Here is a 16,234-nt window from a genome sequence, read left to right as displayed (position 1 = left end):
ATCGAACTCGGGAGTGGTCATGGCTCACCAGGTCCGTGCTGTCGTCGCGCGAGGAAAGGGCGCCCCCGTCTCCCTGGAGACGATCGTCGTGCCGGACCCGGGTCCGGGGGAGGCGCTGGTGAAGGTCGAGGCGTGCGGGGTGTGTCATACCGACCTGCACTACCGGGAGGGCGGCATCAACGACGACTTCCCGTTCCTCCTCGGGCACGAGGCGGCCGGTGTGGTCGAGGCGGTCGGCGAGGGGGTGACCGACGTCGCCCCCGGTGACTTCGTGATCCTCAACTGGCGTGCCGTGTGCGGGAATTGCCGGGCCTGTCTGCGCGGGCGCCCGCAGTACTGCTTCAACACGCACAACGCCCAGCAGAAGATGACGCTGCTGGACGGCACCGAACTCGCCCCGGCCCTGGGGATCGGCGCGTTCGCGGAGAAGACCCTCGTCGCCGCCGGGCAGTGCACCAAGGTCGACCGGGCGGCTTCCCCGGCGGCGGCAGGGCTCCTGGGCTGCGGCGTGATGGCGGGGATCGGCGCCGCCATCAATACGGGGAACGTCGGACGCGGTGACACGGTCGCCGTGATCGGCTGCGGCGGCGTCGGCGCGGCGGCCGTCGTCGGAGCCTCGCTGGCGGGCGCCGCGAAGGTCATCGCCGTCGACATCGACGACGCCAAGCTGGAGACGGCGGCGAAACTGGGCGCCACCCACACCGTCAACTCCCGCGGCACGGACGCCGTCACGGCGATCCAGGAGCTGACCGGCGGCTTCGGCGCGGACGTGGTGATCGAGGCGGTCGGCAGGCCGGAGACGTATCGGCAGGCCTTCTACGGACGGGACCTGGCCGGGACGGTCGTCCTCGTCGGTGTGCCCACGCCCGAGATGAAGCTCGAACTCCCGCTGCTGGACGTCTTCGGGCGCGGCGGTTCGCTCAAGTCGTCGTGGTACGGGGACTGTCTGCCGTCCCGGGACTTCCCGATGCTGATCGACCTCTATCTCCAGGGGCGCTTGCCGCTCGACGCGTTCGTCACCGAGACGATCCAGCTCGACGAGGTGGAGAAGGCGTTCGACCGGATGCACCAGGGGGATGTCCTGAGGTCGGTCGTCGTGTTCTGACGACCTGTCAAACTCCTTGCCGGACGCGCCCGTTCCGCCTGCTCACGCGGGTGGGGCGGGCGCGTCGCGCTGCCCCGGAATCCCCGGCTTTGGACTCCTTGACAACGGTTCTGGGCGGCTCCACACTGGCGTTGCGCTTACCGCAATCCGTTTCGCTATACGCACCGAGGTGTCATGATGATTCCCGCGTGCCGTCTCGCGGACCTGCCGCGAGGTGAGGCATACCGGCTCGACATCGACCCGCCCGTCTCGGTGTTCCACACCGACGACGGCGAGGTCTTCGCCATCGACGACACCTGCACCCACCAGGACGCCTCGCTCGCGGACGGCTGGCTGGAGGGCTGCGAGGTGGAATGCCCCCTGCATGCCTCGAAGTTCGACCTGAGGACCGGCGCGGTGGACTCCCCGCCCGCCAAACTCCCGGTCCGCACCCACGAGGTCGTCGTCGAGGACGGCATGATCCACGTGAAGGTCTCCACCGAGGCCCCCAACCTGCCGCCCTGCATGGCGTCCCGGCTCGCCAAGGGGACCGCGTGAGGACGGTCGCCGTGGTCGGCGCGTCGCTGGCCGGCCTCTCGGCGGCCCGCGCGCTGCGCGCCCAGGGGTACGACGGCCGGCTGATCGTCGTGGGCGACGAGATCCACCGCCCCTACGACCGCCCCCCGCTCTCCAAGGAGTTCCTCGCCGGCACGTACGGCGAGGCCGAACTCGCCCTGGAGACGGACGACGAGGACCTCGACGCCGAGTGGCTGCTCGGGACGCGCGCCACCGGACTCGACGCGGGCGCACGCGAGGTGAGGCTCGCGGACGGCCGCCAGATCAACGCGGACGGCGTCGTCATCGCCACCGGCGCCGCCGCCCGCGCCCTCCCCGGCGCCGAGAACCTCGCCGGGGTGCACACCCTGCGCACCCTGGACGACGCGCGCGCCCTCAAGGCCGAACTCGCCGCGGGCGGACGGCTCGTGGTGATCGGCGGCGGCTTCATCGGCGCCGAGGTCGCCTCCACCGCACAGGCCCTCGGCCTGGAGGCGACCGTCGTCGAGGCCGCCCCCACCCCGCTCGCCGGCCCCCTCGGCGCCGACATGGGCGCGGTCGTCTCCGGCCTGCACACCGACCACGGCGTACGGCTCCTGTGCGGGGCCGGCGTCAAGGGGCTCGGCGGCGAACGGCGCGTGGACGCCGTGCTGCTGGAGGACGGGCGCAGCCTCCCCGCCGACATCGTCGTCGTCGGCGTGGGCGCCCGGCCCTGCGTGGAGTGGCTCGACGGCTCGGGCGTCCCGCTCGACAACGGCGTCAAGTGCGGCGCGGACGGCCGGACCGGCGTACCCGGCGTGGTCGCGGTCGGCGACTGCGCGAACTGGTACGACCCGCGCAGCGGCGGGCACCGGCGCGTGGAGCACTGGACCGGCGCGCTGGAACGCCCGGCCGCCGCCGTCAGGGCGCTGCTCGCGGGGGACGGCGCCGAGCCGCCGGCGACCCCGCGCCCCCCGTACTTCTGGTCCGACCAGTACGGCGTACGCATCCAGTTCGCCGGACACGCGGCCGGTGCCGACAGTGTCACCGTCGAGGCGGGCAGCGCCGACGCGCGCGACGTCCTCGCCGTCTACCGGCGCGGGGAGACACCCGTCGCCGTCCTCGGGATGAACCAGCCCCGCCTGTTCACCCGCTGGCGCAAGCAGCTCGCCGCCGCCTGAACGACTTTCCCCGACGCAACCCGAGGAGTGCCCCGTGACCTCGACCGGCCTGCCGGACAGCCTCATCGCCACCCTCCCCGGCTCCTCCTACACCGATCCCGGGATCTTCGCCCAGGAGCAGGAGCGCATCTTCGAGACCATGTGGTTCTGCGTCGTGCGCGCGGCCGACCTGCCCAAACCGGGCGCGTTCCGCACCGTCGACGTGGGCCGCGAGTCCCTCCTCGTCACCCGCGCCCGCGACAACTCGATCCGCGCCTACTTCAACGTCTGCCGGCACCGCGGCGCCAAGCTGTGCACGGAGGAGGCCGGCGAGGTCAAGCGCGCCTTCCAGTGCCCGTACCACGCCTGGACGTACGACCTCACCGGCAAGCTCGTCGCCGCGCCCAACCTGACGAAGATGCCCGACGTCGGGCGGACCGAGTACGGGCTCGTGAGCGTGCACGTGCGCGAGTGGCTCGGCTACGTGTGGGTGTGCCTCGCCGAGAACCCGCCGTCCTTCGAGGACGACGTGATGGGCGCGGTCGTCGAGCGGCTCGGCGACACCGAGTCCATCGACCACTACGACATGGCCAACCTGTCGCTCGGCAAGCGGATCGTGTACGACGTGCAGGCGAACTGGAAGCTCATCATCGAGAACTTCATGGAGTGCTACCACTGCGCGACGATCCACCCCGAATTGACCGAGGTGCTCCCGGAGTTCGCCGACGGGTACGCCGCCCAGTACTACGTGGGGCACGGCGCCGAGTTCGGTGACGACGTCCAGGGGTTCACCGTCGACGGCTCCGAGGGGCTCGACCGCATCCCCGGGGTCGCCGACGAGCAGGACCGGCGGTACTACGCGATCACCGTCAAACCGCAGGTGTTCATCAACCTGGTGCCCGACCACGTGATCTTCCACCGGATGTACCCGGTGGCCGCCGACCGGACGATCGTCGAGTGCGACTGGCTGTACCTGCCCCACGTCGTGGAGTCCGGCAAGGACGTCAGCCGGTCCGTGGAGCTGTTCCACCGCGTCAACCAGCAGGACTTCGACGCGTGCGAACGGACCCAGCCCGGTATGCACTCGCGGATGTACGCGAAGGGGGGCGTGCTGGTGCCGAGCGAGCACCACATCGGGGCGTTCCACGACTGGGTGCTGGAGCGGCTGGGGGAGCCGGCGCAGCAGAGGTGAACGGAGCCGGCCGGGCGGCGGCCGGGGGCGGCTCGGCCTGCTCGCGGCCGAGTCGGCTCAGCCCAGATGCCCCATCCGGCGGCTGATCTCCTCCGCCCCCTTCAGCAGCACCGGCGCGAACTCGTGCAGCCGGTCCTCCGTGAAGCGGTACGCCGGTCCCGAGGCGCTCAGCGCCGCGATCACCTCGCCGTCCCGGCCCCGGACCGGCGCCGCCATCGCGTGCAGCCCGACCTCCAGCTCCTCCAGCGTGTAGGCGTAGCCGCGCTCCAGGGACTCGGCGAGGTTCTTCTCCAGCTTCGTCTTCGCCGTGATCGTGCGCGGCGTGAGCTTCCTGAGCCCGGTCTCGGCCAGCAGCGCGGCCCGCTCGGTCGCCGGGAGCGCCGCGAGCAGCACCTTGCCGCTGGACGTCGCGTGCAGCGGCGTGAGCTGGCCGACCCAGTTGTGCACGGCGACGGCTCCGGGACCCCGTACCTGGTACAGGTTGATCGCGTACTGCTCCTGGAGCACCGCGATGTTGACGGTCTCGCCGATCTCCTCGGCGAGCCGCTCGCAGATCGGCCGGGCCTGCTGGGTGATGTCTATGCGCCCGGTCACCGCCCCCGCGAGCCGGACGATGCCGAAGCCGAGGCGGTACTTGCCGCGCTCACCGGCCTGTTCGACGAGCCCGCGCGCCTCCAGCGCGCCGAGCAGGCGGAACGCGGTGGATTTGTGAACGTCGATCTCCGCAGCTACCTCGCTGACCCCCGCTTCGCCGCGTTGGGCGAGGATCTCCATGACGCTGATCGCGCGATCGACCGACTGGACCCCGCCGGCCTGGGAAGTGGACGTCTCGGTATCAGGGGTGTAGTTGCTCACAGCAAAACTATACGCGCGGTAAACAACACGGCTGCAAGCAACACGGCCGTAGCAAACTCGTTCCAAGTTGCGCTTACCGCAACCTGGTGCGCATAGCGCGCTCAGCACTAGCATTCCCGGCGTACCAATGGCGCGAGGGAGACGAGGCACCATGGCAACACCCCACTACGACTTCGTCATCGTCGGCGGCGGCTCGGCAGGCAGCGCACTGGCGAACCGCCTCTCCGCGAACCCGGCGAACCGGGTCCTGGTCCTGGAGGCGGGCCGCAGCGACCACCCCTGGGACGTCTTCATCCACATGCCCGCCGCACTCACCTACCCCATCGGCAGCCGCTTCTACGACTGGAAGTACGAGTCCGAGCCCGAGCCCCACATGGGCGGGCGGCGCGTCTACCACGCGCGCGGCAAGGTCCTCGGCGGCTCCTCCAGCATCAACGGCATGATCTTCCAGCGCGGCAACCCCATGGACTACGAGCGCTGGGCCGCCGACCCGGGCATGGAGAGCTGGGACTACGCGCACTGCCTGCCCTACTTCCGGCGCATGGAGAACTGCCTCGCCGCCGACCCCGACGACCCCTTCCGGGGCCACGACGGGCCCCTCGTCCTCGAACGCGGGCCGGCCACCAACCCGTTGTTCGGCGCGTTCCTCAAGGCGACCGAGCAGGCCGGGTACGCGCCCACCCCCGACGTCAACGGCTACCGGCAGGAAGGCTTCGCCGCCTTCGACCGCAACGTCCACCGCGGACGGCGGCTGTCCGCGTCCAAGGCGTACCTCAAGCCCGTCCGCAAACGCCCCAACCTCACCGTGAAGACCCGGGCGTTCGTCACCCGGGTTCTTTTCGAGGGCAAACGCGCGGTCGGCGTCGAGTACGAACGCGGCCCCGGAGCCGCCCAGCGGGTCCGCGCCGGCGAGGTCATCCTGTGCGGCGGCGCCATCAACTCCCCCCAGCTCCTCCAGGTCTCGGGCATAGGCAACGCGGAAGAGCTCAGCGCCTTGGGCATCGACGTCGTACACGATCTGCCCGGCGTCGGCGAGAACCTCCAGGACCACCTTGAGGTGTACGTCCAGTACGCCTGCAAACAACCCGTCTCCATGCAGCCGTACATGGCGAAGTGGCGGGCCCCCTTCATCGGCCTCCAGTGGCTCTTCCGCAAGGGCCCCGCCGCCACGAACCACTTCGAGGCGGGGGGCTTCGCCCGCAGCAACGACGACGTCGACTACCCCAACCTGATGTTCCACTTCCTGCCGATCGCGGTCCGCTACGACGGCTCCTCGCCGGCCGGCGGCCACGGCTACCAGGTCCACGTCGGCCCCATGTACTCCGACGCGATCGGCTCGGTGAAGATCAGGAGCAAGGACCCCCGGGTCCACCCGGCCCTGCGCTTCAACTACCTCTCCACGGAACAGGACCGCCGCGAGTGGGTGGAGGCGATCCGGGTGGCCCGCAAGCTCCTGAGCCAGCCCGCCCTGGCCCCCTACAACGACGGCGAGATCTCCCCGGGCCCGTCCGTGGCCTCCGACGAGGAGATCCTCGCGTGGGTCGCCAAGGAGGGCGAGACGGCCCTCCACCCGTCCTGCACCTGCAAGATGGGCACGGACGACATGGCGGTGGTCGACCCCGCGTCGATGCGGGTCCACGGCGTCGAGGGACTGCGCGTGGTCGACGCCTCGGTGATGCCCTACGTCACCAACGGCAACATCTACGCGCCGGTCATGATGATCGCCGAGAAGGCGGCGGACCTGATCCTGGGCAAGACCCCGCTCCCGGCGTCGCAGGAGGCGTACTACCGCCACCGGGACGCGCAGAAACAAGCGGGCTAGAGATATGGAGGGGGAGCCGGATCCCGGCTCCCCCCACCGCTCAGCTGTCGTCCCGCCTCCCCGGCACCAACACGGCCAGTGTGCTGCGCGCTTCACGCCGCAGGGCATGGCTGCGGGAGAACGTGGCGGTGAGAGCGATGAGCGAGACAGTGCAGCCGTAGAACACGGCGGCGATGCTGGAGAGGAGCCCGACCGACACCGGGCACGCACCCTTCTTCCCCCGTCCGGCCCGCGCGTCAGATCAGGCGGGCGCCGATGCGTTTCCCCTCCATCATAGGAGGGGCCGTCAACTCGGCGGTAGGGGGCGACGGTTCAACGGAACACCACCGTGCGGTTGCCGTCCACCATCACCCGGCTCTCGCTGTGCCACTTGACCGCGTGGGCCAGCACCTGCGCCTCCACGTCCCGGCCCACCGTCACCAGGTCCCTCGGGGCCAGGGAGTGGTCCACCCGGGTCACGTCCTGCTCGATGATCTGGCCCTCGTCGAGGTCGGACGTCACGTAGTGGGCGGTGGCCCCCACCAGCTTCACCCCCCGCAGATGCGCCTGGTCGTAGGGCCGGGCGCCCTTGAAGCTCGGCAGGAAGGAGTGGTGGATGTTGATGGCGCGGCCTTCGAGCTGCTTGCACAGGTCGTCGGAGAGGACCTGCATGTAACGCGCGAGTACCACGAGATCGACGTCGAGGTCACGCACCAGCTCCAGCAGCCGCGCCTCGGCCTCGGGCTTGGTCTCCTTGGTGACCGGGATGTGGTGGAAGGGCACCCCGTAGCTCTCGGCGAGCCCCTCGAAGTCCCGGTGATTGGAGACGATCGCGGGGATCTCGATGTTGAGCGCGCCCGAACGCCCCCTGAACAGCAGGTCGTTGAGGCAGTGCCCGAACTTGGACACCATGATGAGGGTCCGGGTCGGCGTCGAGGCGTCCCGCAGCGTCCAGGTGATGTTGTACGCCTGGGCGACGGGCCCGAACCGCAGCCGCAGCGGCTCCAGTTCGCACGCGGGGTCGGCCACGTCGAAGTGGACCCGCATGAAGAACCGCCCGGTCATCCGGTCGTCGAACTGCTGACTCTCCAGGATGTTCCCGGAGTTGCGGACGAGGAACCCGCTCACGGCGTGCACCAGCCCGGCGCTGTCGGGGCAGGAGAGGGTGAGGACGAACTCACGGCCGGATCGTGTACGAGAAGACATACGGGCCTCCGTTGATGCGCATGACACAACGCGGTGAGCGATACGCAACATGGTCGGGTGAGGGTGGGGGGAGGTCAAGGCCACCGGGCCACTTGCCCGGTTGGCGAAATCGTCACCGGCGAACCCCTTGACGGCGCTCTGCGGGTTCGTCACTGTGTTCCACCACAAGCAATCAGATGCACTATGCGCAACGAATCTCGATACGGGGCATTTCCTTCCGGAAGGGCACGGCGCGTGGCAGACCTGTACGTGGACGGCGAGTGGCGGGATTCGGCCGCCGGGGGGCGCCGCGAGATCCGATGTCCCGCCGACGGAACCCTCGTGGCGACGGTCGCGGAGGCGGCCCGCGAGGACACGGAAGCGGCGATAGCGGCGGCCCGCCGGGCCTTCGACGCCGGCCCTTGGCCCCACACTCCCGAACGCGACCGGGGCGCGGTCCTGCTGCGCACGGCGGACCTGATCGAGCGGGACGCGAAGGAATTCGCCCGCGCGGAGTCCCTCGACACGGGCAAGCGCCTCGTGGAGAGCGAGTACGACATCGCCGACGTCGTCTCCTGTCTGCGCTACTACGGCGGCCTCGCCGGCACCTCCGCCGGCCGCGTCATCGACACCGGCCGCGACGACGCGATCAGCCGCGTCGAGTACGCCCCGGTGGGGGTCTGCGGACTGATCACCCCGTGGAACTACCCGCTGCTCCAGGCCAGTTGGAAGGTCGCCCCGGCCCTCGTCGCGGGCAACACGTTCGTCCTGAAGCCCAGCGAACTCACCCCCTCCACCGCGATCCTCCTGATGCGGGCCCTCGACGAGGCCGGCCTCCCGCAGGGTGTCGCGAACCTCGTCCTGGGCGCCGGAGCCGAGGCGGGCGCCCCTCTCGCCGACCACCCCGACGTCGACCTGGTCTCCTTCACCGGCGGCGTGGAGACCGGCAAGCGCGTGATGGCGAGCGCCGCCGCGACCGTCAAGAAGACGGCCCTGGAACTCGGCGGCAAGAACCCCAACGTGGTCTTCGCGGACGCCGACTTCGAGACGGCCGTCGACTTCGCGCTCACCGCCGTCTTCCTGCACTCGGGCCAGGTCTGCTCGGCGGGCGCCCGCCTCATCGTCGAGGACTCCCTCCACGACCGCTTCGTGGACGAGGTCGTCCGCAGGGCCCGACTCATCCGCCTGGGCGGCCCGTTCGACCCGGACGCCGAGACCGGCCCGCTGATCTCCGCGCAGCACCTCGCGAAGGTCGAGGCGTACGTCGCGGCGGGCATCGCCGAGGGCGCCGTCCTGCGCTGCGGCGGCGAGCGCCCGGCCGATCCCGCGCTCGCGGACGGCTTCTACTACCCGCCGACCGTCCTGGACGCCTGCACGCAGGACATGCGCGTCGTGCACGAGGAGTCCTTCGGGCCCGTCCTGACCGTGGAGCGCTTCACGGACGAGGACGACGCCGTACGCATCGCCAACGACACGGAGTACGGCCTCGCGGGCGCCGTGTGGACCGAGGACGCGGGCAGGGCCCAGCGGGTCGCCCGGCGGCTGCGCCACGGCACCGTGTGGATCAACGACTACCACCCCTATGTGCCGCAAGCGGAATGGGGTGGCTTCGGGCGCTCGGGAGTGGGCCGGGAGTTGGGACCGACCGGCCTGGACGAATACCGGGAGCCCAAACACATCTGGCAGAACATCCGACCCCGGCCTCAGCGCTGGTTCAGCGGCTGAGGCCGGGACACCTGAAAAGAGGTCCGACTGTGCTCCCCACACAGACCGAGGTGCCCCAGCGGCGCGGCACACCCAAGGACTCGGACGGTACGCCGGTCATCTCCGTGCGTGACCTGTGGAAGGTGTTCGGACCGAAGGCCGACCAGGTCCCCGGCTCCGAGGAACTGAGCGGCCTCGGCCGCCGCGAACTCATGGACCGCACTGGCTGTACGGCCGCCGTGCGCGACGTCGGCTTCGACGTGGCCCCCGGCGAGGTCTTCGTCGTCATGGGCCTGTCCGGCTCCGGCAAGTCCACCCTGGTGCGCTGTCTCACCCGGCTGATCGAACCCACCGCGGGCGAGATCGTCTTCGAGGGCGAGAACATCCGCGACGCCGACCCGGCCCGGCTGCGCGAACTGCGCCGCCGCAAGTTCTCCATGGTCTTCCAGCACTTCGGCCTCCTCCCGCACCGCAAGGTCGTCGACAACGTCGCCTTCGGCCTGGAGATCCGGGGCGCCGGCCGCGCCGAGCGGATGAAACGCGCCCTGGAGGTCGTCGAGTTGGTCGGCCTGTCCGGCTACGAGAACTCCTACCCCGACCAGTTGTCCGGCGGCATGCAGCAACGCGTGGGCCTGGCCCGGGCGTTGGCGGGCGACCCGGAGGTCCTCTTCTTCGACGAACCCTTCTCGGCGCTCGACCCCCTGATCCGCCGCGACATGCAGAGCGAGGTCGTCCGCCTGCACCACGAGGTCGGCAAGACCATGGTGTTCATCACCCACGACCTCTCCGAGGCCCTCAAACTGGGCGACCGCATCCTCATCATGCGCGACGGCAAGATGGTCCAGTGCGGCACCGGCGACGAACTCGTGGGCGCCCCGGCCGACGACTACGTCAAGGAGTTCGTGCGGGACGTGCCGCGCGGGGACGTCCTCACCCTGCGCTGGATCATGCGCCCCGCGCAGGACGACGACGCCCTCGACGGCCCCGAACTCGGCCCCGACGTCGTCGTACGCGAGGCCACCCGGGCCGTGCTCGCCGCCGAGAAGCCCGTGAAGGTCGTCGAGAACGGGCAGTTGCTCGGGATCGTCGGGGACGAGGAGATCCTCGCGGTGGTGGCCGGGCGATGACGACGGTCCTGGAGAAACCCACAGACTCCGCCCAGCCAACGGCAGTTGACACGCCGTCAGCGCGCAGGATCACCCGGCCCCGGCTGGTGGCGGCCATCCTCGCGGCGTGGCTGCTGCTGTTCGCCGTCCTCAAGGGCGAACAGACCCTGTCGCTCGCGGCGGCCGATCTCACCGACCTGCACCGCTGGTTCAACGACGTCAACGACTCGATCGGCGCGAATCGCGACAACAACCCGCTCTTCCAGTACTTCTTCAACGACATCCGCACGGCGATCGACCATCTCGTCGTGTTCGTCCAGGAGTTGATCTCCCAGCCGCCGGACGGCCGGCCCGTCCCGCAGATCGGCTGGTTCGGGGTCGTCGGGATCGTCGCCCTCGTCTCCTGGGCCGTCGGGAACTGGCGGGTCGCGCTCCTCGCCGCGGCCGGGTTCACCTTCCTCGGGCTGCAAGGTCTGTGGCAGGAGAGCATGGACACCTTCGCGCTCACCCTCTCCGCAGTCCTCCTCGCCCTGCTGGTCGGCATCCCGCTGGGCGTGTGGGCGGGGCTCTCCGACCGGGTCGACCGCATCCTGACGCCGTTCCTCGACTTCATGCAGACGATGCCGACCATGGTCTACCTGGCCCCGCTGACCCTGTTCTTCCTGATCGGCCCGGCCTCCGCGACCATCGCCACCGTCGTCTACGCGGCCCCGCCCGCGATCCGCATCACCGCCCACGCCATCCGCGCGGTCCCCCCGACCACCGTCGAGGCCGCCGAGTCCCTCGGCGCGACCCGGGGACAGGCGCTGCGCAAGGTCCTGCTGCCCATGTCCCGCCGCACGGTCGTGATGGGCGTCAACCAGACCATCATGGCCGCGCTCGCCATGGTCACCATCGCCGCCTTCATCGACGCGCCCGGCCTCGGCAAGACCGTCGTCCAGGCCCTCCAGTCCCTCGACGTCGGTACGGCGTTCAACGCGGGCCTCGCCATCGTCGTCCTCGCGATCGTCCTGGACCGCGTCACCACGGCCGCCGCCGAACGGGGCCGGACGACCTTCAAGTGGCGCCCCCACCTCCTCGCGGCCGGCGCGGCGGGCGTCGCCTTCATGATCTACGTCTCCCACGTCTACGTCTGGGCCGCCCAGTTCCCCGGCGGCGGACAGACCGGCGAGAAGCTCGCGAGCGCCGCCGACTCCGCGACCACCTGGGCCCAGGACCACCTCTCCGGCCTCACCAACGGCTTCCGCGACGCCGTCACCACCGGCCTCCTCAACCCCTTCCAGACCCTCCTGACCGACTCCCCGTGGTGGCTCGTCGCCCTCGCCCTCGCCGGCCTCGGCACGGTCCTGGGCGGCGTACGCGCCGGGATCACGGCGGCCGTCTGCGTCGGACTCCTGATCGGTACGGGCGTCTGGTCCGACGCCATGACGACGCTCGCCTCGACCGCCGTCGCCACCGTCATGGTGATGCTCCTCGGCGTCGTCTTCGGCGTGTGGATGGGCCGCAGCCGCACGGTCGACCGCGTCCTGCGCCCCACCCTGGACGCGGCACAGGTCATGCCCCCGTTCGTCTACCTGGTGCCCTTCCTCGCCCTGTTCGGCGCGACCCGGTTCACGGCGATCGTCGCCGCCGTGGTGTACGCCGCCCCCGTCGCCATCAAGATCATCGCGGACGGGGTGCGGAACGTCCCCGAGACCACCGTGGAGGCGGCCACCTCGGCCGGCGCCGGGACCTGGCAGCTCGTCACCAAGGTCCAGCTCCCCATGGCGCGCGGCGCGTTGACCCTCGCCACCAACCAGGGGCTGATCTACGTCCTGTCGATGGTCGTCGTCGGCGGCCTGGTCGGCGCGGGCGCGCTCGGCTACGACGTCGTCGCCGGGTTCTCGCAGGGCCAGCTGTACGGCAAGGGGCTCGCCGCCGGGCTCGCGATCGTGCTGCTGGGCGTCATGTTCGACCGGATCACGCAGGCCGCCGCACGGAGGACGAGCCGATGACACGACTGAGGCGAGCTGTACTGGGCGGCGCCGCGCTGTCGCTGACCCTCACCGGGTGCGGGTGGGCCAAGGTCAGCGACATGGCCCCGGCCGCGGGCGCCCACGGCACCTGCGGCACCTTCAACCTCGCGGTCAACCCCTGGGTCGGCTACCAGGCCGACGCGGCGGTCGTCGCGTACGTCGCGGCCAACGACCTGGGCTGCAAGGTCGTCCAGAAGGACCTCAAGGAGGAGATCGCCTGGCAGGGCTTCGGGACCGGCGAGGTGGACGCCGTCCTGGAGAACTGGGGGCACGACGACCTCAAGGCGAAGTACATCGGCGGCCAGAAGACGGCCGTCTCGGCGGGTTCCACCGGCAACAAGGGCGTCATCGGCTGGTACGTCCCGCCGTGGCTCGCCAAGGCCCACCCCGACATCACGAACTGGGAGAACCTGAACAAGTACGCGGCCAACTTCAAGACCTCCGAGTCCGGCGGCAAGGGACAGCTCCTCGACGGAGACCCGTCGTACGTCACCAACGACGAGGCGCTCGTCAAGAACCTGAAGCTGGACTTCAAGGTCGTGTACGCGGGCAGCGAGACCGCGCTGATCCAGGCGTACCGCAAGGCCGAGAAGAACAAGGAATGGGTGATCGGCTACTTCTACGAGCCGCAGTGGTTCATGACGGAAGTCCCCTTGGTGAAGGTCGACCTCCCCGCGTACAAGGCCGGTTGCGACGCGGACGCCGAGAAGATCGCCTGCGACTATCCCGTGTACGACCTCGACAAGATCGTCAGCGTGCGGTTCGCGAAGTCGGGCTCGCCCGCCTACGACCTGGTGAAGAACTTCAACTGGACCAACGACGACCAGAACATCGTCGCCAAGTACATCGCGGTGGACCGCATGACACCCGAGGCGGCGGCGAAGAAGTGGGTCGAGGCGAACCGGGGGAAGGTGGCCGCCTGGCTCAAGTGACCCTGGTGTGAGGCCCGGCAGGCGGAGTGCCCAAGTGCGCTCCGCCTGCCGGGCGTTGGCGTTTTCCGTTCCTTGAGAGGGGGCGTTTTCCCGCGTCACCGGCCCTCTTGACACCCCTCTGCGTGCCGGGCACATTGAGTTGCGCAACCTGAAGTGCGTTGCGTACGAAGCAACTCAATCGGAGGTGCGGCGATGACGGGACCCCGAGTGGTCATCATCGGAGCAGGCGTCGTCGGCGCCGCGCTCGCGGACGAGATCGCGCAGCGCGGGTGGACCGATGTGACGGTGGTCGACCAGGGTCCGCTCCCGGCCACCGGAGGCTCCAGCTCGCACGCCCCGGGGCTGGTCTTCCAGACCAACTCCTCCAAGGCGATGACCGAGCTGGCGCGCTACACGGTGGAGAAGTTCTGCTCCCTCGACGTGGACGGCAAGCCCTGCTTCCTCCAGGTCGGCGGCCTCGAAGTCGCCACCACGCCCGAGCGCCTCGCCGAGCTGAAGCGCCGGCACGGCTGGATCACCGCCTGGGGCGTCGACGCCGAGCTGATCGACGCCGACGCGTGCGTCGCCAAGCACCCCCTGCTGGACCGCGCCCAGGTCCTCGGCGGCCTCTTCGTCCCCACCGACGGCCTCGCCAAGGCCGTCCTCGCCGTCGAGGCCCAGATCCGCCGGGCCACCGCGAACGGGGTGCGCTTCCTCGCCCGGCACGAGGTCCTCGACATCCTCCAGGACGCCGGCCGCGTCACCGGCGTCCGCACCGACCACGGCGACCTCGACGCCGACATCGTCGTGTGCTGCGCCGGCATCTGGGGTCCGAAGATCGCCCGCATGGCCGGCATGAACCTCCCCCTCACCCCGCTCGCCCACCAGCTCGCCTGGACCGGCCCCGTCCCCGCGCTCGCCGGGCAGACCGAGGAGGCCGTCCGGCCGATCCTGCGCCACCAGGACGCCGACCTCTACTACCGCGACCGCTACGACGGCATCGGCATCGGCTACTACGGCCACCGCCCCATGCCGGTCTCCGCCGACGACATCCTCACCTTCGACGACGAGCAACCCATGCCGTCGGTCCTGGAGTTCACCGAGGACGACTTCGCCGACGCCTGGACCGAGACGCAGTCCCTGCTGCCCGCGACCAAGGACGCCAAGGTCGACGAGGGCATCAACGGCCTCTTCTCCTTCACCACCGACAACTTCCCCCTCCTTGGCGAGTCGCGGGACGTCAAGGGGTTCTGGGTCGCCGAGGCCGTGTGGGTGACGCACTCGGCGGGCGTCGGCCGCGCGATGGCCGAGTGGCTCGTCGACGGGTACTGCTCCTCGTTCGACCTCCACGAGTGCGACGTCAACCGCTTCGAGCCGCACCAGCTCACCCCGGAGTACGTCCTCGCCCGCGACTGCCAGAACTTCGTCGAGGTCTACGACATCCTCCACCCCCTCCAGCCCTCCGGCGACCCCCGCCCGATCCGCACCAGCCCCTTCTACGAACGGCAGCAGGAGCACGGCGCGTTCTTCCTGGAAGCGAACGGCTGGGAGCGCCCCCACTGGTACGAGGCCAACTCCGCGCTCGTGGACGGCCGTTCCATCCCCACCCCGAACGACTGGGCGGCCCAGTACTGGTCCCCGATCGTCGGCGCCGAAGCCCAGGCCACCCGCGAGACCGTCGCCATGTACGACATGACCGCGCTCAAGCGCCTGGAGGTCACCGGCCCCGGCGCGGGCGCCTTCCTGGAGACGCTGACCACCAGCAAGGTCGCCAAGTCGGTCGGCTCGGTGACGTACACGCTGCTGCTGGACCACGACGGGGGCATCCGCAGCGACGTCACCGTGGCCCGCCTCGCCCGCGACCGCTTCCAGATCGGCGCCAACGGCAACCTCGACCTCGACTGGCTCACCCGCCACCTCCCCGCCGACGGCACCGTCCAGGTCCGCGACATCACCGCCGGGACCTGCTGCATCGGCCTGTGGGGGCCCCTCGCCCGCAAGGTCCTCCAGCCCCTCACCGACGACGACTTCAGCAACGAGGGCCTCAAGTACTTCCGCGTGAAGCAGGCCCACATCGGCAGCGTCCCGGTGACCGCGATGCGCCTGTCCTACGTCGGCGAACTCGGCTGGGAGATCTACACCACCGCCGACCTCGGCCTGAAACTCTGGGACACCCTCCGCCGCGCGGCCGAACCCCTCGGCGGCGTCATCGCCGGGCGCGGCGCCTTCAACAGCCTCCGCCTGGAGAAGGGTTACCGCTCCTTCGGCACCGACATGACCTACGAGCACGACCCCTACGAGGCGGGCGTCTCCTTCGCCGTCAAACTCGACAAGGGCGACTTCATCGGCAAGGCCGCGCTGGAACGCCGGAAGACCTCCGTGCGACGGAAGCTGACCTGCCTGACCATCGACGACCCCTACGACGTCGTCCTCGGCAAGGAGCCCGTGTACGACGGGGAGCGCGCCGTCGGGTACGTCACCAGCGCCGCGTACGGCTACACCATCGGCAAGGGCATCGCGTACGCCTGGCTCCCCGCCGAACTCGCCGTGCCCGGCACGGAGTTGCGGATCGGCTACTTCGACCGGCGGGTGGAGGCCGTGGTCGCCGAGGAGCCGCTGTTCGACCCCACCATGTCCCGGCTGCGCGGGTGAGCGGGGCGATGGCAGTGCACGACGACCGTGGGACG

Annotated in this window: 13 protein-coding genes; 10 read left to right on the top strand and 3 right to left on the bottom strand. The window is 70.3% G+C overall.

Translation table 11 applies throughout. The features are described from left to right. Positions 1-19 precede the first annotated feature (19 nt). The 4 genes from PV682_RS20935 (at position 20) to PV682_RS20920 (ending at position 3,970) form a co-directional block, all read left to right on the top strand. Positions 20-1,105: an S-(hydroxymethyl)mycothiol dehydrogenase gene (locus PV682_RS20935; protein ID WP_319731991.1), complete on the top strand. Its 1,086-nt coding sequence runs from the start codon at positions 20-22 to the stop codon at positions 1,103-1,105. A 174-nt stretch (positions 1,106-1,279) separates the two neighbouring features. Next, the gene (locus tag PV682_RS20930) at positions 1,280-1,642 is read left to right on the top strand and encodes a bifunctional 3-phenylpropionate/cinnamic acid dioxygenase ferredoxin subunit (RefSeq protein ID WP_319731989.1); all 363 of its coding nucleotides are present in this window, start codon (positions 1,280-1,282) and stop codon (positions 1,640-1,642) included. After that, complete coding sequence (locus tag PV682_RS20925; protein ID WP_319731987.1) at positions 1,639-2,799, top strand: NAD(P)/FAD-dependent oxidoreductase; 1,161 nt, start codon at positions 1,639-1,641, stop codon at positions 2,797-2,799. The genes PV682_RS20930 and PV682_RS20925 overlap by 4 nt, the downstream gene beginning before the upstream one ends. Before the next feature lie 34 nt (positions 2,800-2,833). Then, complete coding sequence (locus PV682_RS20920) at positions 2,834-3,970, top strand: aromatic ring-hydroxylating oxygenase subunit alpha (protein ID WP_319731986.1); 1,137 nt, start codon at positions 2,834-2,836, stop codon at positions 3,968-3,970. A 57-nt stretch (positions 3,971-4,027) separates the two neighbouring features. On the opposite strand, the gene PV682_RS20915 is transcribed toward PV682_RS20920, so the two are convergent. Next, the gene (locus PV682_RS20915) at positions 4,028-4,825 is read right to left on the bottom strand and encodes an IclR family transcriptional regulator (RefSeq protein ID WP_319731983.1); all 798 of its coding nucleotides are present in this window, start codon (positions 4,823-4,825) and stop codon (positions 4,028-4,030) included. Between the two features lie 151 nt (positions 4,826-4,976). On the opposite strand from PV682_RS20915, the gene betA reads away from it, so the two are divergent. After that, positions 4,977-6,647: a choline dehydrogenase gene (gene betA, locus PV682_RS20910; RefSeq protein WP_319731981.1), complete on the top strand. Its 1,671-nt coding sequence runs from the start codon at positions 4,977-4,979 to the stop codon at positions 6,645-6,647. 40 nt (positions 6,648-6,687) lie between these two features. On the opposite strand, the gene PV682_RS20905 is transcribed toward betA, so the two are convergent. Beyond that, positions 6,688-6,846 (bottom strand): hypothetical protein, encoded by a 159-nt coding sequence (locus PV682_RS20905; RefSeq protein ID WP_319731980.1) that lies wholly within the window; start codon positions 6,844-6,846, stop codon positions 6,688-6,690. A 113-nt stretch (positions 6,847-6,959) separates the two neighbouring features. Then, complete coding sequence (gene purU / locus PV682_RS20900; protein ID WP_055718142.1) at positions 6,960-7,832, bottom strand: formyltetrahydrofolate deformylase; 873 nt, start codon at positions 7,830-7,832, stop codon at positions 6,960-6,962. A gap of 234 nt (positions 7,833-8,066) precedes the next feature. On the opposite strand from purU, the gene PV682_RS20895 reads away from it, so the two are divergent. The 5 genes from PV682_RS20895 (at position 8,067) to PV682_RS20875 (ending at position 16,199) form a co-directional block, all read left to right on the top strand. Continuing rightward, positions 8,067-9,536: an aldehyde dehydrogenase family protein gene (locus tag PV682_RS20895; RefSeq protein WP_319731978.1), complete on the top strand. Its 1,470-nt coding sequence runs from the start codon at positions 8,067-8,069 to the stop codon at positions 9,534-9,536. 29 nt (positions 9,537-9,565) lie between these two features. Beyond that, positions 9,566-10,642 (top strand): quaternary amine ABC transporter ATP-binding protein, encoded by a 1,077-nt coding sequence (locus PV682_RS20890; protein ID WP_319731976.1) that lies wholly within the window; start codon positions 9,566-9,568, stop codon positions 10,640-10,642. Continuing rightward, complete coding sequence (locus tag PV682_RS20885; protein WP_319731974.1) at positions 10,639-12,615, top strand: ABC transporter permease; 1,977 nt, start codon at positions 10,639-10,641, stop codon at positions 12,613-12,615. Before PV682_RS20890 ends, PV682_RS20885 begins: the two co-directional genes overlap by 4 nt. Further along, positions 12,612-13,568 (top strand): ABC transporter substrate-binding protein, encoded by a 957-nt coding sequence (locus PV682_RS20880; protein ID WP_319731972.1) that lies wholly within the window; start codon positions 12,612-12,614, stop codon positions 13,566-13,568. Before PV682_RS20885 ends, PV682_RS20880 begins: the two co-directional genes overlap by 4 nt. 192 nt (positions 13,569-13,760) lie before the next feature. Continuing rightward, positions 13,761-16,199 carry a GcvT family protein gene (locus PV682_RS20875; protein ID WP_319731970.1) on the top strand — a complete coding sequence of 813 codons (2,439 nt, stop codon included), beginning with the start codon at positions 13,761-13,763 and terminating at the stop codon, positions 16,197-16,199. Positions 16,200-16,234 lie beyond the last annotated feature (35 nt).

It is taken from the genome of Streptomyces niveiscabiei (assembly GCF_033794345.1).
Classification (GTDB): Bacteria; Actinomycetota; Actinomycetes; order Streptomycetales; family Streptomycetaceae; genus Streptomyces; species Streptomyces niveiscabiei.
The sequence above is the reverse complement of the archived record's forward strand: the minus strand, read 5'-3'. Positions and strand labels throughout refer to the sequence as shown.